At 71.3% G+C, this 22,028-nt stretch carries 22 protein-coding genes and 1 pseudogene; 22 read left to right on the forward strand and 1 reads right to left on the reverse strand.

All coding sequences use genetic code 11. The features are described 5' to 3' along the window. Nucleotides 1-1,095, forward strand: a 1,095-nt coding sequence (locus AC2CHE_RS21350; protein ID WP_484506647.1) for an AAA family ATPase, incomplete at its 5' end; no start/stop codon positions are given. After that, nucleotides 1,095-1,715: an HAD family hydrolase gene (locus AC2CHE_RS21355; protein WP_281566434.1), complete on the forward strand. Its 621-nt coding sequence runs from the start codon at nucleotides 1,095-1,097 to the stop codon at nucleotides 1,713-1,715. The genes AC2CHE_RS21350 and AC2CHE_RS21355, both read left to right, overlap by 1 nt. A 146-nt stretch (nucleotides 1,716-1,861) precedes the next feature. On the opposite strand, the gene AC2CHE_RS21360 is transcribed toward AC2CHE_RS21355, so the two are convergent. Then, on the reverse strand, nucleotides 1,862-3,571 hold the full coding sequence (locus AC2CHE_RS21360; RefSeq protein ID WP_484506648.1) for an alkaline phosphatase D family protein: 1,710 nt from the start codon (nucleotides 3,569-3,571) through the stop codon (nucleotides 1,862-1,864). A 177-nt stretch (nucleotides 3,572-3,748) separates the two neighbouring features. On the opposite strand from AC2CHE_RS21360, the gene ftsY reads away from it, so the two are divergent. From ftsY to AC2CHE_RS21460, 20 genes and pseudogenes are all read left to right on the forward strand, one after another. Then, a complete protein-coding gene (ftsY, locus tag AC2CHE_RS21365; protein ID WP_484506649.1) occupies nucleotides 3,749-4,936 on the forward strand; it encodes a signal recognition particle-docking protein FtsY in 1,188 nt (395 codons plus the stop codon). 6 nt (nucleotides 4,937-4,942) lie between these two features. Then, nucleotides 4,943-5,806, forward strand: a complete 864-nt coding sequence (locus tag AC2CHE_RS21370; protein ID WP_484506650.1) for an aminoglycoside phosphotransferase family protein — start codon at nucleotides 4,943-4,945, stop codon at nucleotides 5,804-5,806. A gap of 316 nt (nucleotides 5,807-6,122) precedes the next feature. Then, nucleotides 6,123-7,385, forward strand: coding sequence for an ammonium transporter (locus AC2CHE_RS21375; RefSeq protein ID WP_484506667.1), 1,263 nt, complete (start codon nucleotides 6,123-6,125; stop codon nucleotides 7,383-7,385). 25 nt (nucleotides 7,386-7,410) lie between these two features. Next, on the forward strand, nucleotides 7,411-7,749 hold the full coding sequence (locus tag AC2CHE_RS21380) for a P-II family nitrogen regulator (protein WP_166458079.1): 339 nt from the start codon (nucleotides 7,411-7,413) through the stop codon (nucleotides 7,747-7,749). A gap of 11 nt (nucleotides 7,750-7,760) precedes the next feature. Further along, entirely contained in the window at nucleotides 7,761-10,142 is a 2,382-nt protein-coding gene (locus AC2CHE_RS21385) for a [protein-PII] uridylyltransferase (RefSeq protein ID WP_484506651.1), read from the forward strand. A gap of 214 nt (nucleotides 10,143-10,356) precedes the next feature. After that, a complete protein-coding gene (gene ffh / locus AC2CHE_RS21390) occupies nucleotides 10,357-11,916 on the forward strand; it encodes a signal recognition particle protein (protein ID WP_484506652.1) in 1,560 nt (519 codons plus the stop codon). A gap of 2 nt (nucleotides 11,917-11,918) precedes the next feature. Beyond that, nucleotides 11,919-12,155, forward strand: a complete 237-nt coding sequence (locus AC2CHE_RS21395) for a hypothetical protein (RefSeq protein WP_484506653.1) — start codon at nucleotides 11,919-11,921, stop codon at nucleotides 12,153-12,155. A gap of 18 nt (nucleotides 12,156-12,173) precedes the next feature. Then, a complete protein-coding gene (locus tag AC2CHE_RS21400) occupies nucleotides 12,174-13,253 on the forward strand; it encodes an amidohydrolase family protein (RefSeq protein ID WP_484506654.1) in 1,080 nt (359 codons plus the stop codon). A 155-nt stretch (nucleotides 13,254-13,408) separates the two neighbouring features. After that, nucleotides 13,409-14,815: a proline--tRNA ligase gene (gene proS, locus AC2CHE_RS21405; RefSeq protein ID WP_484506655.1), complete on the forward strand. Its 1,407-nt coding sequence runs from the start codon at nucleotides 13,409-13,411 to the stop codon at nucleotides 14,813-14,815. Nucleotides 14,816-14,974: 159 nt separating this feature from the next. Next, nucleotides 14,975-15,622: a ribonuclease FAU-1 family protein gene (locus tag AC2CHE_RS21410; RefSeq protein ID WP_484506656.1), complete on the forward strand. Its 648-nt coding sequence runs from the start codon at nucleotides 14,975-14,977 to the stop codon at nucleotides 15,620-15,622. 249 nt (nucleotides 15,623-15,871) lie between these two features. Then, the gene (gene rpsP / locus AC2CHE_RS21415; RefSeq protein WP_484506657.1) at nucleotides 15,872-16,375 is read left to right on the forward strand and encodes a 30S ribosomal protein S16; all 504 of its coding nucleotides are present in this window, start codon (nucleotides 15,872-15,874) and stop codon (nucleotides 16,373-16,375) included. Nucleotide 16,376: 1 nt separating this feature from the next. After that, nucleotides 16,377-16,610 (forward strand): RNA-binding protein, encoded by a 234-nt coding sequence (locus AC2CHE_RS21420; RefSeq protein ID WP_416578873.1) that lies wholly within the window; start codon nucleotides 16,377-16,379, stop codon nucleotides 16,608-16,610. Between the two features lie 2 nt (nucleotides 16,611-16,612). Next, on the forward strand, nucleotides 16,613-17,167 hold the full coding sequence (gene rimM / locus AC2CHE_RS21425) for a ribosome maturation factor RimM (RefSeq protein ID WP_484506668.1): 555 nt from the start codon (nucleotides 16,613-16,615) through the stop codon (nucleotides 17,165-17,167). A gap of 16 nt (nucleotides 17,168-17,183) precedes the next feature. Then, nucleotides 17,184-17,957 carry a tRNA (guanosine(37)-N1)-methyltransferase TrmD gene (gene trmD, locus AC2CHE_RS21430; RefSeq protein ID WP_484506658.1) on the forward strand — a complete coding sequence of 258 codons (774 nt, stop codon included), beginning with the start codon at nucleotides 17,184-17,186 and terminating at the stop codon, nucleotides 17,955-17,957. 145 nt (nucleotides 17,958-18,102) lie between these two features. Continuing rightward, nucleotides 18,103-18,459, forward strand: coding sequence for a 50S ribosomal protein L19 (gene rplS, locus AC2CHE_RS21435; RefSeq protein ID WP_093401691.1), 357 nt, complete (start codon nucleotides 18,103-18,105; stop codon nucleotides 18,457-18,459). A 185-nt stretch (nucleotides 18,460-18,644) separates the two neighbouring features. Continuing rightward, nucleotides 18,645-19,513: pseudogene (gene lepB / locus AC2CHE_RS21440) on the forward strand (signal peptidase I). 9 nt (nucleotides 19,514-19,522) lie between these two features. Beyond that, entirely contained in the window at nucleotides 19,523-20,158 is a 636-nt protein-coding gene (gene lepB, locus AC2CHE_RS21445) for a signal peptidase I (protein WP_484506659.1), read from the forward strand. A gap of 89 nt (nucleotides 20,159-20,247) precedes the next feature. Next, nucleotides 20,248-20,736, forward strand: a complete 489-nt coding sequence (locus AC2CHE_RS21450; protein ID WP_484506660.1) for an NUDIX hydrolase — start codon at nucleotides 20,248-20,250, stop codon at nucleotides 20,734-20,736. After that, entirely contained in the window at nucleotides 20,730-21,542 is an 813-nt protein-coding gene (locus tag AC2CHE_RS21455; RefSeq protein ID WP_484506661.1) for a ribonuclease HII, read from the forward strand. Before AC2CHE_RS21450 ends, AC2CHE_RS21455 begins: the two co-directional genes overlap by 7 nt. Next, a complete protein-coding gene (locus tag AC2CHE_RS21460; RefSeq protein WP_007075222.1) occupies nucleotides 21,539-21,862 on the forward strand; it encodes a DUF2469 domain-containing protein in 324 nt (107 codons plus the stop codon). The genes AC2CHE_RS21455 and AC2CHE_RS21460 overlap by 4 nt, the downstream gene beginning before the upstream one ends. The last annotated feature ends 166 nt before the right edge of the window (nucleotides 21,863-22,028 follow it).

A 22,028-nucleotide genomic window follows, 5' to 3' on the forward strand; every position in this document is an offset into this window, starting at 1 on the left:
GCGCGCACCCGGGGCGCCGCGATCGCCCGCGCGGTGGCCGGTGGCGCGCGGACCGCGTTGACCCAGCTGACCAGCAGCATTGCGCGGGCCGAGGAGCACCGCGACGCGGTGGCGCGGGAACGGGCCACCCGCGAGGCGGAGCTGCAGGAGGTGCGGGCCGCCGCGAAAAGGTTCGGTGCGGAGCTGGAACGCCTGACCAGTCAGGTGCACCGGGACGAGGTCGCCCGGGCCGAGCAGCGGTTGCGCATCGAGCAGTTGGAGGCCAAGGCCGCCGAGGACTTCGGCCTGACGGTCGAGACCCTGGTCGCCGAGTACGGCCCGAGTCAGCTGGTGCCGGCCACCGAGGCCGAGGTGGCCGCCGCCGAGCGCGACGACCTGCCGGTGCCCGAGCCGGTCCGCTACGAACGCCCGGTGCAGGAGAAGCGGGCCGCCAAGGCCGAACGGGAACTGGCCCTGCTGGGCAAGGTCAACCCGCTCGCCCTGGAGGAGTTCGCGGCGCTGGAGGAGCGGTACAAGTTCCTCTCCGAGCAGTTGGAGGATCTCAAGGCGACCCGGCGTGACCTGCTCACCGTGGTCAAGGACGTCGACGAGCGGATTCTGGAGGTCTTCGCCAGCGCCTTCGCCGACACCGCCCGGGAGTTCGAGCAGGTCTTCACCGTGCTGTTCCCCGGTGGCGAGGGCCGGCTGATCCTCACCGACCCGGACGAGTTGCTGACCACCGGCGTCGAGGTCGAGGCCCGCCCGCCGGGCAAGAAGATCAAACGGCTGTCGTTGCTCTCCGGCGGCGAGCGGTCGCTGACCGCCGTGGCGATGCTGGTGGCGATCTTCCGCGCCCGGCCGAGCCCGTTCTACATCATGGACGAGGTGGAGGCGGCCCTCGACGACGTGAACCTGGGCCGGCTGATCACCCTGCTGGCTCAGCTGCGGGAGAAGAGCCAGCTGATCGTCATTACGCACCAGAAGCGGACGATGGAGATCGCTGACGCGCTCTACGGTGTGACCATGCGCGGCGGGGTGACCCAGGTGATCAGTCAACGGCTCAACCGGGCCGACGGGGATGACGAGCGGCAGGGCCGCGGCGAGGAGAACGGGTAGTGGCTCGGGAACGCGCGACGGCGCTCCTGGTGGACTTCGACGGTGTGCTTCGGCGCTGGGATCCGGCGGTCGCCGCCGCCGTCGAGCGGGAGTACGGCCTCTCCGCCGGTGTGCTCGGCGAGATCGCCATGCAGTGGGGGCGGCTGCAACCGGTGCTGACCGGCCAGGTCAGCCACGCCGACTGGATGACCAGCGTGGCCGACGCGCTCACGCCGTCCGTGGGTGACCCCGAGCGGGCGCGGGCGGCGGTGGCGCAGTGGCAGCGTTATCGCGGTGAGGTCGACCCGGAGGTGCTGGCGTTCGTCCGTGCGGCGAGGGCCGCCGGCATCCGGGTCGGGCTCGGCACCAACGCCACCGACCTGCTCGACGCCGACCTGGCCGCGTTGGGCCTCACCGGCGAGCTGGACGTGGTGGTCAACTCCTCGGCCATCGGGGTGCACAAGCCGGCACCCGAGTACTTCCAGGCCGCCTGTGCGGCGCTGGACACGCCGCCGGCCCGGGTGCTCTTCGTCGACGACGAGGACCGGGCGATCAGCGGGGCCCGGGCCGCCGGGCTGTCGGCGTACCGCTGGAACGGTCCGGCCGACCTGCGCTACCTGCGCGCCGCCCTGGCCGGCTGAGCCGGCACCGACCCGGGCGCTCCGGCGCTGACGTCGTGGTCGGCGTCCGGATCGTCGGGCGTGTAGCAGGGTCTGCCGGTGCTGTCCAAGTCATCCGGGGAATCTGGCCCGGATGTCTGACAACCTGCGACAGGTTTGTGGCGCGCTCAGCGGCCGTCGGTGAGCCGCTGCCGGGCGACCTCGTGCAGGTGACCGTCACCGGTGGTTCCCTCGATGACCACCTCGGCCCCGCGGCCGGCGTGGGTGAGCGTCGCCACCGCGTTGCCGAAATACGGCCCGGCCAGCCTCCGCCACCTGACCAGCGGGCGGCGGACCCCGGCGGTGCGGGCCAGCGCACGGGCCGCCCCGGCCGGCCCCCGCGCCCAGCCGAGCCGCATCAGCGGTCGCATCCCGGCCGGCACCTGGTTGTGGATCGGCGAGCAGGTGAGCTGGTGCACCGGTGTACGCACACCGGGGTCGGCGAACCTGACTCGCGCCACGTACGAGTGGTGCACGTCGCCGGAGAGCACGCTGATCGACGCCGGTGGCGGGTACGCCGGCCCGGCGCCCTTGCGGTCCTCGGGTGCACCCGGTGTGCCGGCACCGATCCGGGCGAACAGCTCCGCCAGCGCGTCGAACGAGCGGCGGAACGCGGCCCAGTGCTCCAGATCCAGCGCGCGGCGCAACCGTTCGCCCAGCCCGGCCACCCAGCGCCGGGGCGAGTCGGCAAGCTTCTCGTTCCACGTCTCGACGTGATGGATGCCGGGTGGCAACAGCCAGGGCAGCGACGAGCCGACCACGAGGTGGTCGTAGCCACCGTGGGCCTGATCGACGAACCACGACCACTCGCCGGGCGGCAGCATCCCCCGCCGACCGGGTAGCAGCACCCGGCTGCACCGGTTGTCCAACATCACCAGCCGGGTGCGTCCCAGGTCGAGCGCGTAGCTCCACTGGTACTGCACCGCCCGCCAGCGCTCGGTGTCGTGGGCCAGGTCGGCCTCGGTGTCGACCCGCGCGCCGAACTCCCGCAGCACCCCGGTGGCGTCCTCCGCCGCGCTCACCTTGGCGAACACCGGGTCCGCAGCGATCTCGTCCGGCGAGAGGTTACCCAGGTGCTGGTAGACCCAGTAGGAAGCCAACCCACTGGCGATCCGCTCGGCCCACCACGGCTGTCCGCGCATGTCGGCCCGCCAGGAGGCCGAGGTGTTCCAGTCGTCGATGATCTCGTGGTCGTCGAAGATCATCACGCTCGGCACGGTGGAGAGCAGCCAGCGAATCTCCGGGTCGCGCCACGACTCGAGGTAGAGCTTGGTGTACTCGTCGAAGCTGACCACCTGGTCCTTCGGAGCACCCTTCGGACGCCGCCGGCGGCGGCGTAGCAGGCGCTTGACGGTCGGCGAGGTCTCGTCGGCGTAGACCTGGTCACCGAGCAGCAGCAGCAGGTCGGGCAGGGCGGCCGGGTCCGGGTCGGCTATCACCCGCCGGGCGTACGCGTCGAGCGCGTCCGGCGGCAACTTGCGGGTGGTCGCGTGCTGGGTGGTCTCCCGGCAGGAACCGAAGAGCAGCCGGACCGGCTGGTCCCGGTCGTCGTCGGCCCGGGTGCGGATGACGCTGGGTGGGAAGGCACTCTCCGGCATCGGCCAGACCACCTCGTCGTCGATCAGCACCTCGTACGGCGTCGTGCTGTCCGGGGTGAGCCCGTCGACCACCACCAGCGCATAGTGGTGGTCGTACGCGCTGAAGGTGGGGGCGGTGCCGGTGGCGCCAGCGGCCGTGCGGACGGTGACCACCGCCGGCGTCGTGGTCTCTACCCAGACGGTGGCTCGAGTGCCGACGACCCGGCGCAGCAGGGGGCCGATGAGCAGCTCGGCGGGCATACGGGACCTCCAGACGAGAGAATTCCATCTTTTACTACCCGGCCGGCGGGGCACCACTGCCAACTGTGGCCGAGACTACTGCCGCATCCTGGGTCGACGCCGGGGGCGGTCGGGCGCCGGGCGACCGGCGGGAGCGGTGGCTGAGACGTGGTCGCCGGCATCTGACAGGATTCCGGCATGACGGAATACCTCCTCATCGCTCTCGCCCTGCTCGGTCTGCTGATCCTCGGCGGCATCGGGCTGGTCGTGCCGCGGCTGCGCCGACGGCCACAGCCGCCGCTGCCGCGTACGGAGGTCGACACCCGGGCGGAGGAGGATCTCGCCGGCCCGCCGGTGCAGGCACCGGAGGCCGATCTGTCCACCGGTGTCCTGGTCGAGCCGCCGGTCGAGGCACCGCCGACCGTCGAGGTGCCCGAGCCGACCGCCGGCCGGCTGGTGCGGCTGCGGTCCCGGCTGTCGCGGTCGCAGAACGTGTTCGGCAAGGGTCTGCTCGGCCTGCTCAGCCGGGACCGGCTCGACGAGGACGTCTGGGAGGAGGTCGAGGACAGCCTGATCACCGCCGACGTGGGTGTCGACGCCACCCGGGAGATCGTCGACCGGCTGCGGGAGCGAACCCGGGTGCTGGGTACCCGGTCGGTCGCCGAGCTGCGCACCCTGCTCGCCGCCGAGCTGGTCAACGCGCTCGACCCGGGGCTGGACCGGGCGCTGCACACCGCACCGAAGGAGGGCGTGCCGGCGGTGCTGCTCGTGGTCGGCGTCAACGGCGCGGGCAAGACCACCACCTGCGGCAAGATCGCCCGGGTGCTCATCGCCGACGGCCGCAGCGTGCTGCTCGGCGCCGCCGACACGTTCCGGGCCGCGGCCGCCGACCAGTTGCAGACCTGGGCCGGGCGGGTGGGGGCCGAGACCGTCCGGGGTCCGGAGGGCGCCGACCCGGCGAGCGTCGCCTTCGACGCGGTCAAGCGCGGCATCGAGACCGGGGTGGACACGGTCCTCGTCGACACCGCCGGCCGCTTGCAGAACAAGATCGGCCTGATGGACGAGCTGGGCAAGGTCAAGCGGGTGGTGGAGAAGCACGGCCCGATCGACGAGACACTGCTGGTGCTCGACGCCACCACCGGTCAGAACGGGCTGGAGCAGGCGCGCGTCTTCACCGAGGTGGTAAACGTGACCGGTGTGGTGCTGACCAAGCTCGACGGCACCGCCAAGGGCGGCATCGTCATCGCCGTGCAGCGCAAGCTCGGCATCCCGGTGAAGCTGGTCGGCCTGGGCGAGGGTCCGGACGACCTCGCGCCCTTCGACCCGGCGCAGTTCGTCGACGCGCTGCTGGGTACCGAGTCCGAGTCCTCCGGTCCGACCGCGTAACTTCGGGTGACCAGAGATGATCGCGCGTACGCGGGCTGGCGCGACCCGAGCCACCCGTCGCAGCGCCTCGGGAGACCGTACGTGACCTCGCAGGAGATCCCGCTGCACGGCGGGAACGTGAGCACCGTGGTGCGGGTCGGTGACACGGTGCGGCGCAACGCCGGGCCGTGGACCCCGTCGGTGCACGCCCTGCTGCGTCACCTGGAGTACGTCGGGTTCACCGGTGCGCCCCGTGCCCTCGGCATGGACGAGCGCAACCGGGAGGTGCTGTCGTACCTGGAGGGGGAGTGCGGGGAGTACCCGCTGGCGCGGCACTGGGTCACCGACGAGGCCCTGGTCACCGTCGCCACCATGCTGCGGATGTTCCATGACGCGCAGTACGGTTTCGTGCCGCCGCCGCAGGCGGTGTGGCGCTCGTTCGGCCCGCCGCCGCCGGACACCGAGGTCATCTGCCACCACGACGCGGCGCCGCACAACGTGATCTGGCGGCCGGACGGCACCCTCGGGCTGATCGATTTCGATCTCGCCTCGCCCGGTGCCCGGATCTACGACGTGGCGTACGCCGCGTGGACCTGGGTGCCGATCTTCTCCGACCGGGACTCCATCACCCTCGGCTGGAAGCGCCCCGACCGGCCGCGCCGGTTGCGGCTCTTCGCCGACGCGTACGGGCTCATCCCGCGCGACCGGCACCGGCTGATCCGGACCATCCGCAAGCGGATCGTCGACCACGTCGAGGGCATCCGCCGGATGGCCGCGGCGGGGGAGCCGGCCTTCGTCCGGATCGTGCACAAGGGCCACCTGCGTCGGCCGATGCGGGATCTGCGGCTGCTCGACTACGAGCGACACGCCCTCGAACACGCCCTGCGTTGAGTGAGCGCGCGGGGTCTCCCGACGATCTCTGGGCCGTCGGGGGGATAGACCGACACCAAACGGCCGATCCACCCCCGTCGAAGCGCTGAGGTGTGCGTTTTTCTTCACACGTCCGAAACAAGCCGTCACGGTTCGGAAACCAGCCGGGTCCCCTGGGCGAAACAGCGGACCACCAGGCTTCCGCGCAACCGGCGTACGGGCGATGCTGCGCGGTGCCGGGAGGGAGGGAGAAAACAACCCGAGAGGAGGCAGCGTGCCGGAGCTAGATTCTGGTGCCACCGCCTGGATTTTGACTTCAGCCGCGCTGGTGTTGCTCATGACGCCCGGCCTGGCGCTGTTCTACGGGGGCATGACCCGGTCCAAGTCCGTGCTCAACATGATGATGATGAGCTTCGGGGCGATCGGCCTGGTCAGCCTGTTGTGGGTGTTCTACGGCTACAGCATCGCGTTCGGTGAGGACGTCGGCGGGATCACTGGTGATCTTTCCGCCGCCGGGCTGCGCGGCATGCTGGAGAGCGGGACCGAGGGTGGCATCCCCGACCTGCTGTTCGCCGGTTTCCAGCTGATGTTCGCCGTGATCACCGTCGCGCTGATCAGTGGCGCGATCGCCGACCGGGCCCGGTTCGGCCCGTGGCTGCTCTTCGCCGGCCTGTGGGCCACCCTGGTCTACTTCCCGGTGGCGCACTGGGTGTGGGGCGGTGGCTGGATCTTCGAGCTGGGTGTGCTCGACTTCGCCGGCGGCACCGCGGTGCACATCAACGCCGGTGCCGCGGCCCTGGCCCTGGCCTTGGTCCTCGGCCGCCGGGTCGGCTGGCCGAAGGACAGTTTCAAGCCGCACAACCTGCCGATGGTGCTGCTCGGCGCCGGCCTGCTGTGGTTCGGCTGGTTCGGCTTCAACGCCGGGTCGGCGCTGGCCGCCAACGGCACCGCCGCGATCGCCTTCATCAACACCCAGGTCGCCACCGCCGCCGCGGTGCTCGGCTGGCTGGTGGTGGAGAAGCTCCGCGACGGTAAGCCGACCACCCTCGGTGCGGCGTCCGGCGCCATCGCCGGCCTGGTCGCCATCACCCCGGCCTGTGCCTTCCTGGAGCCGCTCGGCGCCATCGCGCTCGGCGTCATCGCCGGTGTCGTCTGCGCGCTGGCCGTCGGCCTTAAGTACCGCCTCAAGTACGACGACTCGCTCGACGTGGTCGCCGTGCACATGGTCGGCGGCATCATCGGCTCGCTTCTCATCGGCTTCCTGGCGATGGAGGTGCTGGCCGGTGAGGGCAACGACGGTCTGCTCTACGGTGGCGGCGTCACGCTGCTGGGCAAGCAGGCCCTCGGTTCGGTCGCCGTGCTGGCGTACTCGTTCGTGGTCGCGTACCTCATCGGCTTCGTGATCGACAAGACCATCGGCTTCCGCACCAGCGCCGACGCCGAGGTCGACGGCATTGACGGTGCCGAGCACGCGGAGAGCGCGTACGAGTTCAGCTCCACGGGTGGTGGCGGTGGCGCGTTCGCCGCCGCGGGCATCGGCACGTCGGCGTCGTCGAGGACCGAGCCCACCGAACCGGTAAGCGAAAAGGTCGCCGGCTAACGTTTCGGGAATGGAGGGGTTGGACATGAAGCTGGTGACCGCGGTCATCAAGCCGCACCAGTTGGACGCCGTCAAGGAGGCCCTGCACACGCTGGGCGTGGCCGGTCTGACGGTGAGCGAGGTCCAGGGCTACGGGCGGCAGAAGGGCCACACCGAGGTCTACCGGGGCGCCGAGTACACCGTCGAGTTCCTGCCCAAGATCCGGGTGGAGGTGCTCACCGACGAGATCGACGTCGAGAAGATCGTCGACGCCGTCGTATCGGCCGCCCGGACGGGCAAGATCGGCGACGGCAAGGTCTGGGTGACCGCCGTCGAGGAGGTCGTCCGGGTCCGCACCGGCGAGCGCGGCCTGGACGCACTGTAGGGCGCTGATCGATGACCTCGTTGACCAGTAGGACAGCCTCGGAACCCCCGGGTAGCGCTGACTTCCTGGTCAACGAGGTCGTCGGCGCACCGGCCGGCGTCGGCGCGACGGCGCGTCGGGCCCGGGCCGACGCGTACGACGCCTGGTTGGCCCGGCTGCTGCCGGACCGGCCGGGCGTCGCGTTGCTCGCGGTGGGCGGACTGGGCCGGCGGCAGTGTGCTCCCTACGGAGACCTCGATCTGGTGCTGGTGCACGCCGGGGTGCCCGGTATCGACGAACTGGCCGCCGCCCTCTGGTATCCGATCTGGGACGCCGGGCTGCGGCTGGACCACTCGGTCCGGACCGTCGCCGAGGCGCTGTCGGTCGCCCAGGACGACGTCAAGGTGGCCCTCGGGCTGCTCGACGCCCGGCTCGTCGCCGGTGACCCGGACCTCGCGGACACGCTGGCGAGCAGCGCGACCGACCACTGGCGGCGCACCGTCGTCCGCCAGCTCGCGCCGCTGCGGGAGAGCACCGCCGCCCGCTGGCAGGCCCACGGCGAACTGGCCCACCTGTTGGAGGGCGACCTCAAGGAGGCGGCCGGGGGGCTGCGTGACGTCGGCATCCTGCGTGCCATCGCCACCGCCGGGATCACCGACGCGCTACGACCTGCCGTGCACGCCGCACACCTGCGGTTGCTGGACACCCGGGACGCGTTGCACCAGCAGGTCGGCCGACGCGTCGACCGGCTGCTCGCCCAGGAACGCGACGGGGTGGCCGCCCTGCTCGGTCTGCGCCGGACGCCAACCGGCGGTGCCGAGGGCGTCCCGCCGGGCGGGGTGCCGCCGCAGCCGACCGGCACGTCACCGGACCAGCGGTCCGACCCTGCGCCGCGTCCCGAGGACGGCGACGGCGACACCCTGCTGCGGCGGGTCGCCGGTGACGCCCGGACCGTCAGCCACGCCCTGGACGACGCCTTCCGTGCCGCCGACCGGCTGCGCTCCGGTCGTCGGCGGGGCGCCGACGGAAGGCCGCTGCGCCGCCCGGTCGCCCGGGACGTGGTCGAGCACGACGGCGAACTGGTGCTGGCCCGCACCGCCATCGGCGCCCGCCCCGACGCCAGCCTGTCGCTGCGGGTGGCCGCCGCCGCGGCGTCCACCGGGCTGCCGATCGCCCGGGCCACCTGCGAATGGTTGGCCGCGTACTGCCCGCCGTTGCCGACGCCCTGGCCGGCCGAGGCCCGCGCCGCCCTGACCACGCTGCTCGGTGCCGGGGCCGGCATGATCCCGGCCTGGGAGACCTGCGACCGGTACGGGCTGATCGACGGCTGGTTGCCGGAGTGGACCCGGCTGCGCAGCCTCCCCCAGCACAACCCGGTGCACCGGTTCACCCTGGACCGGCACCTGGTGCAGACGGCCGCCGAGGCCAGCCGGCAGACCCGCGACGTGGATCGCCCCGACCTGCTCCTGCTCGGTGCGCTGCTGCACGACGTCGGCAAGGGGCTCCCCGGTGACCACAGCGTGGTGGGCGCGCCGATCGCCGAGGGGATCGCGACCCGGATCGGCCTGCCGGCCACCGAGGCGACGCTGATCGGCACGCTGGTCCGGCTGCACCTGGTGCTGCCCGAGGTGGCCACCCGACGGGATCTGTCCGATCCGGTCACCATCGCCCGGGTGGCCGAGTCGGTCGGCGACGTCACCACTCTCGACCTGCTGTACGCGTTGGTGCGCGCCGACGCCGCCGCCACCGGCCCAGCCGCCTGGTCGGACTGGAAGGGCCGGCTGGTCGCCGAGCTGGTCGCCCGGGTCCGCACCACCCTCGACACGGGCGACGTACCCGCCCCGCCGGCACCGGACCCGGCGCTGGTGGCCGGGCCACTGCCGGTCGTACACCTGACCGGGGACGGGGTGGCGGTGGCCGCGGCCGATCGTCGGGGCCTGCTCGCGACGGTGGCCGGCTGCCTGGCCCTGCACCGGCTGGAAGTGCTCGCCGCGGACGCCTCGACGGTGGACGGGCGGGCCCTGGTGCAGTGCCGGGTGCAGCCGCGCTACGGACTGGCCCCGGATCCGGTGGCGCTGAGCGCCGACCTGCGCCGCGCGGTGCGCGGTGACGTGTCGGTGACCCAGCGGCTACGCGGTCGGGCCCTGGCCGCACGGGGGGCCGGGGCCCAACCGCGGGTGGTCTGGCACCGGGACGCCGCCACCGACGCGGTGCTGCTGGAACTGCGTGCCGCCGACGCCGCCGGCCTGCTCTACCGGGTGACCAGCGCGCTCGACGCGGCCGGCGCCCAGGTCCGGGCGGCCCGGATCGCCACGCTCGGCGGCGACGTGGTCGACGCCTTCTACCTGGTCGGTGGCTGGCCTCCGGAGGAGGAACGGGCCCGCCTGGAGGCGGCCGTCCTCGCCGCCGTGTAACCCGCCGCGACTCCCGTACCGATTCGTGGCAGTGAAGGGGTCGACTGATCGGCGTGTCGGACACCCGAACTGCCACAGATCTTGACGCCCGGGCTCCCGCGGGGGCCGGGCGGGCGGGAGCGGGTATGGGGGCGGCGGGCTACCCTAGCGGTGGTCGGACAGCTCACCCGGCCTCGTTCGTGCTCATCGGAACACTGACAAACGGGATGTTCGCGTGTTTGACACCTTGAGTGACCGCCTCTCCGGGATCTTCACCAAGCTCCGCGGCAAGGGACGTCTCACCGACGCCGACATCGACGCCACCGCGCGCGAGATCCGCCTCGCGCTGCTGGAGGCGGACGTCGCGCTGCCAGTGGTCAAGGGTTTCATCGCGAACGTCAAGGAGCGGGCGCGTAGCGCGGAGGTCTCCCAGGCGCTCAACCCGGCCCAGCAGATCGTCAAGATCGTCAACGAGGAACTCGTCGCCGTGCTGGGCGGCGAGGGCCGGCGGCTCCAGTTCGCCAAGCAGCCACCGACGGTGATCATGCTGGCCGGCCTCCAGGGCTCCGGTAAGACCACGCTCGCCGGCAAGTTGGCCCGCTGGCTCAAGGCCCAGGGTCACCAGCCCCTGCTGGTCGCCGCCGACCTCCAGCGGCCCAACGCCGTCGGGCAGCTCCAGGTGCTCGGTGGCCGCGCCGGTGTCGAGGTGTACGCCCCGGAGCCCGGCAACGGCGTCGGTGATCCGGTGCAGGTGGCGAAGTCCTCCATCGAGCACGCCCGCCGGGCCGCCCGGGACGTCGTCATCGTCGACACCGCCGGCCGGCTCGGCATCGACGCGGAGATGATGCAGCAGGCCGCCGACATTCGTGACGCGGTCAACCCGGACGAGGTCGTCTTCGTCATCGACGCGATGGTCGGCCAGGACGCGGTGCGGACGGCCGAGGCGTTCCGCGACGGCGTCGGCATCACCGGCGTGGTCCTCTCCAAGCTCGACGGCGACGCCCGTGGTGGTGCCGCGCTGTCGGTCCGCGAGGTGACCGGGCAGCCGATCCTGTTCGCCTCCACCGGCGAGAAACTGGAGGACTTCGACGTCTTCCACCCCGACCGGATGGCCAGCCGGATCCTCGGCATGGGCGACGTTCTCACTCTGATCGAGCAGGCCGAGGCGGCCTTCGACACCGATCAGAAGGAGAAGATGACCGCCAAGCTGATGGGCGGCGAGCAGTTCACCCTGGAGGACTTCCTCGACCAGCTCATCGCGGTACGCCGGATGGGGCCGATCGCCAACGTGCTGGCCATGATGCCGGGCATGGGGCAGGTCAAGGACCAGCTCGCCGAGCTGGACGACAAGCACTTCGACCGGATCACCGCGATCATCCGGTCGATGACCCCGGCCGAGCGCACCAACCCGAAGATCATCAACGGCTCCCGGCGGGCCCGGATCGCCAACGGCTCCGGAGTCACCGTGATGGACGTCAACCAGCTGCTCAACCGCTTCACCGACGCGCAGAAGATGATGAAGCAGATGGGCGGGATGATGGGCCTGCCCGGTGCCGGGCGGCGCAAGGCGACCAAGTCGCCGAAGAACAAGCGCAAGGGCACCAAGGGTGGCAACCGGCCGCGCAGCGGCGCCGGCACCCGGGGCGTGCAGGGTGGCTTCCCGGGCGGGATGCCGCAGTTGCCGCCCGGGATGAGCCCCGACGACCTGGCCGCCGGTCAGGGCCTGCCGCCCGGCTTCAAGCTGCCGAAGATCGACTTCAACAAGTTCGGCAAGGACGGCAAGCCGCCGCGCTGAGCGTGTCGGTGACGGTGGGTGGCACCATCGACCTGTCGATGCGGATCGACAGGCGCAACGAACCCCGACCCGACGTGGTCGCCATCCGTCGTGAGCACGCCAACCGCTCGCCCGTCCCGGTCGGGGACGCGCTGCTCGCCGTCGAGGTCGTCTCACCCGGCTCGACCTTCCGTGACCGCGTCGACCTGCCTGCGTTGACCGCCCGGCGGGCGGGGCTTCTGGCGCGCGACGGGCAGTGATCGGGTAGGACTGTGCGCATGGCTCTGCATGTGCGCGGTGTGCTCCTGCCCGACGACGAGGTACGCGACCTGTGGCTGGTCGGCGACCGGGTCACCTTCGAACCGGTGCCCGGCGCGGAGACGGTCGCCGACGGCGGTTTCATCCTGCCCGGCCTGGTGGACGCGCACTGCCACATCGGCATCGCCCGGGGCGGGACACCGATCACCTCGCTGGACCAGGCGCGCGCGTTGGCGCGGGTCGACCGGGACGCCGGTGTCCTGGCCCTACGGGACGCGGGCTCGCCCTTCCCGTACCCGGAACTGGACGACGAACCCGACCTGCCCCGGCTGGTCCGCGCCGGCCGGCACGTGGCGCCGCCCAAGCGGTACCTGCGCGACATCGGCGTGGAGGTCGGCGCCGCCGAGGTGGCCGCCACCGTGGCGGAGCAGGCCGCCGCCGGCAACGGCTGGGTGAAGCTGGTCGGGGACTGGATCGACCGGGGCGTCGGTGACCTGGCGCCGGCCTGGGACGCCGACACGATGACCGCCGCCGTGGCCGCCGCCCACGCCGCCGGGGTACGCGCCGCCGTGCACACCTTCAGCGAGTCGGCGGTGGAGATCATGGTGCGGGCCGGGGTGGACTCGGTCGAGCACGGCACCGGGCTCAGTCTCGACCTGATCGACCTGATGGCCCGGCAGGGCACCGCGCTGGTCCCCACGATGATCAACATCCGCACCTTCGGCCACATCGCCGACCAGGCCCGGGCCAAGTTCCCCGGGTACGCCGAACACATGCTCGCCCTGCGCGACCGCTTCCCGCAGGTGGTGCGGTCCGCGTACGAGGCCGGTGTGCCGATCTACGTCGGCACCGACGCCGGTGGCGGCATCGACCACGGCCTCGCCGTCGAGGAGATGCTCCTGCTGCACGAGCAGGCCGGCATGTCCGCCCTGGACGTGCTCGCCGCCGCCTCCTGGGGTGCCCGCGCCTGGCTCGGCCTTCCCGGCCTCGTCGAAGGCGGCCTGGCCGACCTCGCCATCTACCCCCAGGACCCCCGCCGGGACCTCAACGCCCTCCGCATCCCCACCCACCTGATCCTCCGCGGCCACCCCCTGCCCTGAACCCCTGCCGCCCGCCTGCGTTGATCAAGAAGTTTGCGTCGGGTTCCGAGCCCTCGGGCGACGCAAACCTCTTGATCAACGCGGAGGGGTGGGCTCGGCGGTGGGGGGTGGGTTGGGCGGGGGTGGCGGAGGGTGGGCGCATAGGATGTGCGGTCATGGCGCGCGTGCTTACTCCCCGGGCAGAGGACTTTCCTCGCTGGTACCAGGATCTGATCGCCAAGGCGAAGCTGGCCGACAACGGGCCGGTGCGAGGGACCATGGTGATCCGACCGGCCGGCTATGCCATCTGGGAGCGGATGCAGGCCGAGATGGACGACCGGATCAAGGCCGCCGGGGCGGAGAACGCGTACTTCCCGCTGTTCATCCCGGAGAGCTACCTCAAGCGCGAGGCCCAGCACGTGGAGGGCTTCTCCCCGGAGTTGGCCGTGGTCACTCACGGTGGTGGCAAGCAGCTCGCCGAACCGGTGGTGGTGCGGCCCACCAGCGAGACGGTCATCGGCGAGTTCATGGCCAAGTGGATCGATTCCTACCGGGACCTGCCGCTGCTGCTCAACCAGTGGGCCAACGTGGTCCGCTGGGAGCTGCGCCCCCGGGTGTTCCTGCGGACCAGCGAGTTCCTCTGGCAGGAGGGGCACACCGCGCACGCCACCCGGGAGGACGCGCGCGCCTACGCCCGCAAGATCCTGCACGACGCGTACGAGGACCTGATGGTGAGCGTGCTCGGCATCCCGGTGGTGGTCGGGCTCAAGACCGCCCGCGAGCGTTTCGCCGGGGCGACCGCCACCTACACCTGCGAAGGCATGATGGGCGACGGCAAGGCGCTCCAGCTCGGTACCAGCCACGAACTGGGCCAGAACTTCGCCAAGGCGTTCGACATCAGCTACTCCTCGGCCGAAGGTGGCCGGGAGCACGCCTGGACGACCTCCTGGGGCACCTCGACCCGGATGCTCGGCGGTCTGATCATGTGCCACGGCGATGACAACGGGCTGCGGGTGCCGCCACGGCTGGCGCCGACCCAGGCGTACGTCATGGTGGTCAAGGACGGTGACGGCGTCACCGAGGCGGCGGCCAAGCTGCGCGACGCGCTGCGCGACGCCGGTGTCCGGGTCGCGCTCGACGACCGCACCGACACCCCGTTCGGCCGCCGGGCCGTCGACGCCGAGCTGCGCGGCTATCCGGTACGCGTCGAGGTCGGCCCCCGCGATCTGGCCACCGGCAACGCGGTGGTGGTCCGCCGTACCGACGGCTCGAAGGCCCCCACGCCGGTGGCGGACGTGGTCGGTGCGGTGCTCGCCGCCCTCGACGCCGACCAGCGGGCGCTGCACGACGAGGCGCTGGCCTTCCGTGAGTCGCACACGGTCGACGTGGCGACGCTGGACGAGGCGCTGGAGGCGGCAGCCACCGGCTGGGCCCGTGTCCCGTGGTCCGTCGTCGGCGTCGACGGCGAGGCGAAGGCCAATGCCCAGGGTGTCACCGTCCGCTGCCTGGTCCGTGCCGACGGCACCGTCCCCGATGCCGAGACCGAAACGGACCTCATCGCCATCCTCGCCCGCGCCTACTAACCCTCCCACGTCCCATCCCACCCATCCTGCCCTCCCACACCTCCCGCCCATCTTGTCGATCATGAGGTCAGCGGCGTAGTTGATCTCTTGAACTGCCGCTAACCTCATGATCAACGGTGAGTCTGAGGATGAGTCTGGGGGTGGGGGTAGGGTCGGGGTGTGAGGTTTGCGGTGGGGCGGTTGGTCGTGCACCGTAACGTGCGGCGGGGGCGGATCGGCTGGGTCCGGCCGGCCCGGGTGGTCAGCGACGACGAGCGAGGGCTGCTGCTGTGGGTGGCCGAGGGCACGCCGGTGGCCGGCGAGGTGAACGAGACCGGGCTGGGCATGCGGGCGGTGCCCTTCCGGGAATGGCTGACCCCGACCTACCGGCTGGCGCAGGGCCGCTGGAACGGTCCACCGTTGCTGAAGTTCCTGCCCGTCGGCGCGGCTCACTCCGTCTGGTGGTTCCGCGACGTGCGGGGCCGCTTCGCCGGCTGGTACGTCAACCTGGAGGAGTCGGGCGTCCGGTGGGACGACGGCGGGCTGGCCGGCGTGGACATCGTCGACCAGGATCTCGACGTGTGGGTCCGTCCGGACCGCAACTGGGAGTGGAAGGACGAGGACGAGTTCGTCGAGCGGCTGGCCTACCCGGAGCACTACTGGGTGACCGACGAGGCGGCGGTGCGGGCCGAGGGCAAACGAGTGATCGCACTGGCCGAGGCGGGAGTCTTTCCGTTCGACGGCACCTGGTGCGACTTCACCCCGCCGGCGCGCTGGACAGCTCCCGATCGCCTGCCCGAAGGCTGGGACCGCCCCCCGGCGCGCTGACGAATTTGATGTGTCCTTCGTCACGTGAGCCCCGCCTCGGGTGATGCCGGCCGGTGCGGTGTGAGCGTTCCGCTCGGGGTCTGGCAGAATGGCTGGCTGGTATCCGGCGCGCGTCCGGCGCCCTCTAACCCGGGCACGTCGCCAGTCCACCCGAGCAGTCTCCGGCCCAACCCCACTGTGCCGGTTGGCGCTCACCCGTGCACACCACCCGTACCGGGTCGGTGAGATCGCAACAGGAGCGAAACAACCGTGGCCGTAAAGATCCGGCTCCTGCGGATGGGCAAGATCCGCAACCCGCAGTACCGCATCGTCGTCGCCGACTCGCGTACCAAGCGCGACGGCCGGGCGATCGAGTTCGTCGGCATCTACCAGCCGAAGGAGGACCCTTCGGTCATCGAGGTCAAGTCGGAGCGGGTCCAGTACTGGCTCTCCGTCGGCGCCCAGCCCAGCGAGGCGGTGCAGCGGCTGCTGGAGCTGACCGGTGACTGGCAGAAGTTCAAGGGCCTGCCGGCCCCGCCGCCGCTGAAGGTGGCTGCCGAGCGGGCCGACCGCAAGGCGGCCTACGAGGCCGAGGCGAAGGCTGCCGCAGGTGTGGCCGACACCCCCGCCAAGCCGGCGAAGAAGGCCGCCAAGGCCGCCGAGGCCCCGAAGGCCGTCGAGGAGGCCCCGAAGGCCGCCGAGGCACCGAAGGCCGCCGAGGAGGCCCCGAAGGCCGAGGAGCAGCCCGCCGCGGACTCCGGCGAGCAGGCCTGACATGGCGTTGCGGCCGGCGTTGGAGCACCTGGTCAAGGGCATCGTCGACCACCCCGACGACGTACGCGTCCGGATGGTCGATTCCCGTCGAGGGAAGCGGCTGGAGGTCCGGGTGAATCCCGAGGACCTGGGCACCGTGATCGGGCGGTCCGGCCGAACCGCCAAGGCGCTGCGTCAGGTGATCGGCTCCATCGGTGGGCGCGGCGTACGCGTCGACATCGTCGACTCGTACTGATGCTGCTCATCGTCGGCAGGATCGGTAAGCCGCACGGCATCCGCGGTGAGGTCACCGTGGAGGTGCGTACCGACGAGCCCGAGACGCGCTTCGCCCCCGGCATGGTGTTGAGCACCGTGCCGGGGGTGACAGCCGCCCAGCCCGTGCCGGAGGCACCCGGTCTGCTGTTCCGGACGCCCGACACGTTGACCGTCGAGTCCGCGCGTCGGCACCAGGAGCGACTGCTGGTCGCCTTCGAAGGGGTGCTGGACCGCGACGTCGCCGAGGCGCTGCGGGGCACTCTGCTCGCGGTGGACAGCGCCGACGTCGCCTCGCCGGAGGATCCGGAGGAGTTCCACGATCATCAGTTGGTCGGGCTGGCGGTGGTCACGCCGACCGGCGAGCGGCTGGGCGAGGTGGCCCGGATCGACCACGCTCCCGCCTCCGATCTGCTGGTGCTGCGGCGTCCCGAGGGACACACGGCGTTGATCCCGTTCGTCAAGGCGATCGTCCCCGAGGTCGATCTCGCCGGTGGCCGGGTCGTGGTGGACCCACCCGGCGGCCTGCTCGATCTCTAGTTGGCGGAGCCCCCTGATGCGCGTCGACATCGTGTCGATCTTCCCGGAATACTTCGCCCCGCTCGACCTGTCGCTGATCGGCAAGGCGCGGGCCAACGGCACCCTGCGGTTGGCCGTACACGATCTGCGGGGTTGGACCCACGACGTGCATCGCACCGTCGACGACACCCCGTACGGCGGCGGGCCCGGCATGGTGATGCGGCCGGAGCCGTGGGGTGAGGCGTTGGACGCACTGGCACCAGCGGAGCTGACCCCGCCGCGGCTGCTGGTGCCGTCGCCGGCCGGCGTGCCCTTCACCCAGGCGATGGCCCACGAGTTGGCCGACGAGCCGCGCCTGCTGTTCGCCTGCGGCCGGTACGAGGGCATCGACCAGCGGGTCCTCGACCACGCGGCGACGCGGATGCCGGTCACCGAGGTGAGCCTCGGTGACTACGTGCTCTTCGGCGGCGAGGTGGCGGTGCTGGTGATCCTGGAGGCGGTGACCCGGCTGCTGCCGGGGGTGCTCGGCAACGCCGGCTCACTGGCCGAGGAGTCCCACGCGCACGGGCTGCTGGAGGCGCCGATGTACACGAAGCCGGCGACCTGGCGCGGACTGCCGGTGCCGGAGGTGCTCCGCTCCGGCGACCACGGCCGGATCGCCCGCTGGCGTCGCGACGAGGCGCTGGTCCGCACCGGTCGCCGCCGGCCGGACATGCTTACCGGCCTGGACCCGCAGAGCCTGGACAAACGGGACGTGGCGGCGTTGGACCGGACCGGATTTCAGGTGCCCGGACCGGATGTGGCAAAGTAGGGGGGTTGCCGCAGTCGTCTGCGCCCGTGGGCGGCTGCGAGGATCTCCGACCGGGGGCGGTTCGCACCGGCCACCACCCGGGGATCAGTATCACCCATCCGCGCGCCGAGTGACGGTGCGCCGTGAGCCTCACGAGGACACAGCGATGAACATCCTGGACGCCCTTGACGCCCAGTCGAAGCGCACCGACCTGCCCGACTTCCGTGCCGGTGACACCGTCAAGGTGCACGCCCGGGTGGTTGAGGGAGCCCGGTCCCGGGTCCAGATCTTCCAGGGCGTCGTCATCCGTCGCCAGGGCGCCGGGCTGCGCGAGACCTTCACCGTCCGCAAGCTCAGCTTCGGCGTCGGCGTCGAGCGGACCTACCCGATCAACAGCCCGGCGATCGACCGGATCGAGGTCGTGGTTCGCGGTGACGTCCGCCGGGCCAAGCTCTACTACCTGCGTGAGCTGCGGGGCAAGAAGGCCAAGATCAAGGAGCTGCGCGAGAAGCAGCCGAGCTGACATCGCGCTACGCCACGCCGCCCAAGCTGCGCGTATGCCGTACGGCCCAGTCAGCACTACCCTGGTCGTACGGGCGCAGCGCGGCGGTCACTCGCCTCCTGTGTGGCGGGTGACCTCCACTACCGCCCGGGGAGCCTCGACGAGGTTCCCGGGCGGTAGTTGTTTCTGCGGACCGGGGAGTGAGCGTGGTACAGGCGCTTGACGACAGCGGCGCGGCCGATCCGTGGCGTCGGCGTACCCGGCGCAGTAAGCGGCAGATGCCGCTCTGGCAGGAGCTACCACTGCTGCTCATCGTCGCCTTCTGCCTGGCGGTGCTGATCCGCACCTTCCTCCTCCAGGCGTTCTTCATCCCCTCCGGGTCGATGGAAGACACCCTGCTCGTCGGTGACCGGGTGGTGGTCAACAAGGTCGTCTACAACATCCGGAACCCGCAGCGGGGCGAGGTGGTGGTGTTCCGGGGCACCGACCAGTGGGTTCCGCAGGTGGATGCGCAGCCGCCCACCACCTTCGCCGACAAGCTGGGCCGCACCGTCGGTGATCTGATCGGCGTCGGCCGTCCGGGCGAGAAGGACTTCATCAAGCGTGTGATCGCGCTGCCCGGAGACCGGGTGAGCTGCTGTGACGACCAGGGACGGGTGCTGGTCAACGGCACGCCGTTGGACGAGTCGGCCTACGTGCTGCGGGACTCGCCACTGGATGTCCCACCGAATCCGCAGGAGTGCCGCTCCCGGCGGTTCGAGGAGATCGTCGTACCGCCCGGTCACATGTTCGTCCTCGGCGACCACCGGCAGGTCTCGCTGGACGCGCGATGCCAGGGCACCGTACCGATCGACAACGTGGTCGGGCGGGCATTCGCGGTGGTCTGGCCGTCCGACCGGTGGCATTCGCTGCCGATCCCCGAGACCTTCGCCACCGTTGCCCCGCCCCCGACGGTGGGTGGCGCGGCCCCGGTACGCCCCGACCCCGAGGGGGGTGTCGCCCTGCTCCTCCCGATTACGGCCGCACTATCCGTTCTCGCGCGTTCCGGACGGTGGCGCTCGGTCGGGCAACGTAGGCTCCTCCCGTGATTGACGAGCAGACCGACAAGCCGCGCCACTCGTTCTGGAAGGAACTGCCCATCCTTCTCGGGGTGGCGATCCTGGTCGCGGTACTGGTACGTGCCTTCGTACTGCAGACCTTCTTCATCCCCTCGCCGTCCATGGAGAACACTCTCAAGATCGACGATCGGGTGCTGGTCAACAAGCTCGTCTACCACACTCGATCGCCGCATCGCGGCGAGGTGATCGTTTTCAAGGCGCCGCTGGAGTGGAGTGGCAATCCGGCGGGGGAGGACTTCATCAAGCGGGTGATCGGCGTCGGTGGCGACCGGTTGGTCTGTTGCGACGACCAGGACCGCCTGCTGATCAACGGCGTACCGCTGGACGAGCCGTACATCTTCTCCGTCGACGGTCAGCGGGACAGGCCGGCGGACCAGGAGTTCGACGTGCAGGTGCCCGAGGGTCGGATCTGGGTCATGGGCGACCACCGGTCCGCCTCCGGCGACTCGCTGGAGCATTACCAGCAGTCGGGGCAGAACATCCAGTCGGCCACCATCCGCGAGGACGCCGTGGTGGGGCGCGCCTTCACCATCTTCTGGCCGTTCGACCGGGCCCGGATCCTGAGCGTGCCGGACGAGTTCGACGCGATTCCGAAGTCCTGACCAGGGCCGCTCCGCTGCCCGCCGACGACGGGCAGCGCCGGTCGTGCCGGGGCGTGGGCGACGTCGCAGGAGTCTGGCAGTCTGGTGCGGTGACCGTCTACACCCCGAGGTGTGCCGCTCGCGTCCTGCTGGTTGACGCGGTCGGTCGGTTGCTGCTGTTCCGCGGTTCCGACCCCGCTCGCCCGGAACGCGGTCGGTGGTGGTTCACCCCCGGCGGGGGACTGGACCCGGGTGAGACGTACGCCGAGGGCGCGGTCCGCGAGTTGGCCGAGGAGACCGGGCTGCGGCTGACCGTGACCGACGTCGGCCAGCCGGTGCACGCCGACCTCATCGAGTTCTCCTTCGACGGCGTCTGGTACCGGCAGGAGCAGCAGTTCTTCCTGGTACGGGTGGTGGCGCACGAGGTCGACACGGCGGGGTTCAGCGAGTTGGAGCGGGGCAGCGTCGACGGTCACCGATGGTGGTCGGCGGACGAGTTGCGCGGCACCGGGGAGCGCTGCTATCCACTTGGCCTTGCAGAGGTGCTGGCCCGCGCGTTGGCCGGTACGACGGCTGTCATCGAGGGACGGGCATGCTGACTCCACCACGCACCGTGGTACGCCGGGAGGCCGGGCTCTACGCGTTGGAGCGGGCCCTGCAACGGCGTGGTTTCCGCTACGTCGCCGGTGCCGACGAGGCCGGCCGTGGTGCCTGCGCGGGGCCACTGGTCGCCGCCGCCGTGGTGCTGCCGGAGGGCCGGCGGGGTGAGATCGACGGGCTGGCCGACTCCAAGCTGCTGACCCCGGCCAGCCGGGAACGGATCCACGACGAGGTCGTCGAGCGCGCGCTGGCGTACGCGGTGGTGGTCATCCCGGCCGACGAGGTCGACGCCCGAGGGCTGCACGTGTGCAATCTGGCCGCGATGCGCCGGTCGTTGGCCTCGCTGACGGTCCGGCCGGAGTACGTGCTGACCGACGGGTTCGGCGTCGACGGCCTGGGTGTGCCCGGGCTCGCGGTGTGGAAGGGTGACCGGGTGGCCGCCTGCGTGGCGGCGGCGAGTGTGCTGGCGAAGGTCACCCGGGACAGGATCATGGTCGATCTGGACGCCGAGCATCCCGGCTACGGGTTCGCCGAGCACAAGGGGTACATCACCGCCGAGCACACCGCCGCGCTGCGTGAGCGCGGGCCGTGCCGGGAACACCGTTTCTCGTACGTGAACGTGGCCGCCGTATCCGGGCTCGACGACCGGCCCCCCCGCTCCCGGCGACCGCTGGGCGCAAGCCGGGAAGAGCCGATGGGGCGCTCGGGCGCGGCAGGAGGTACCGTCGGCGTGGCGTTGGGCGAGCAGCCTCGGCCTCCGGCGCCGGTGGGGGAAGATGTGGTCATGGAAGGCGGAGTGCGATGAGCGCGGAAGATCTCGAGAAGTACGAGACCGAGATGGAGCTCCAGCTCTATCGGGAGTACCGCGACATCGTCCGTCAGTTCTCCTACGTGGTGGAGACAGAGCGCCGGTTCTACCTGGCCAACCAGGTCGACCTGCACGTCCGTAACTCCGACGGCGAGGTCTACTTCGAGGTCGAGATGCACGATGCCTGGGTCTGGGACATGTACCGCCCCGCCCGGTTCGTGAAGAATGTCCGGGTAATGACGTTCAAGGACGTGAACGTCGAGGAGCTGGAGAAGCCGGACATCTCCCTGCCCGCCGACTCCGGCTTCGGTGGCTGAGCCGTTCAACGGCTGAGTGCGGCGACGGCGGACCCCCATACGCCATGATCGACCGCATCTCCCGTCCACTGTGTTCCTACCGATGGTCGAGGCCCGACGGCCGCTCGTAGCAGATCATCGGCTCGTGCGTGGACTGTCCACAGGATGTCCGGTCATCCACAGCTCG

Source organism: Micromonospora sp. ATLC16, assembly GCF_057196645.1.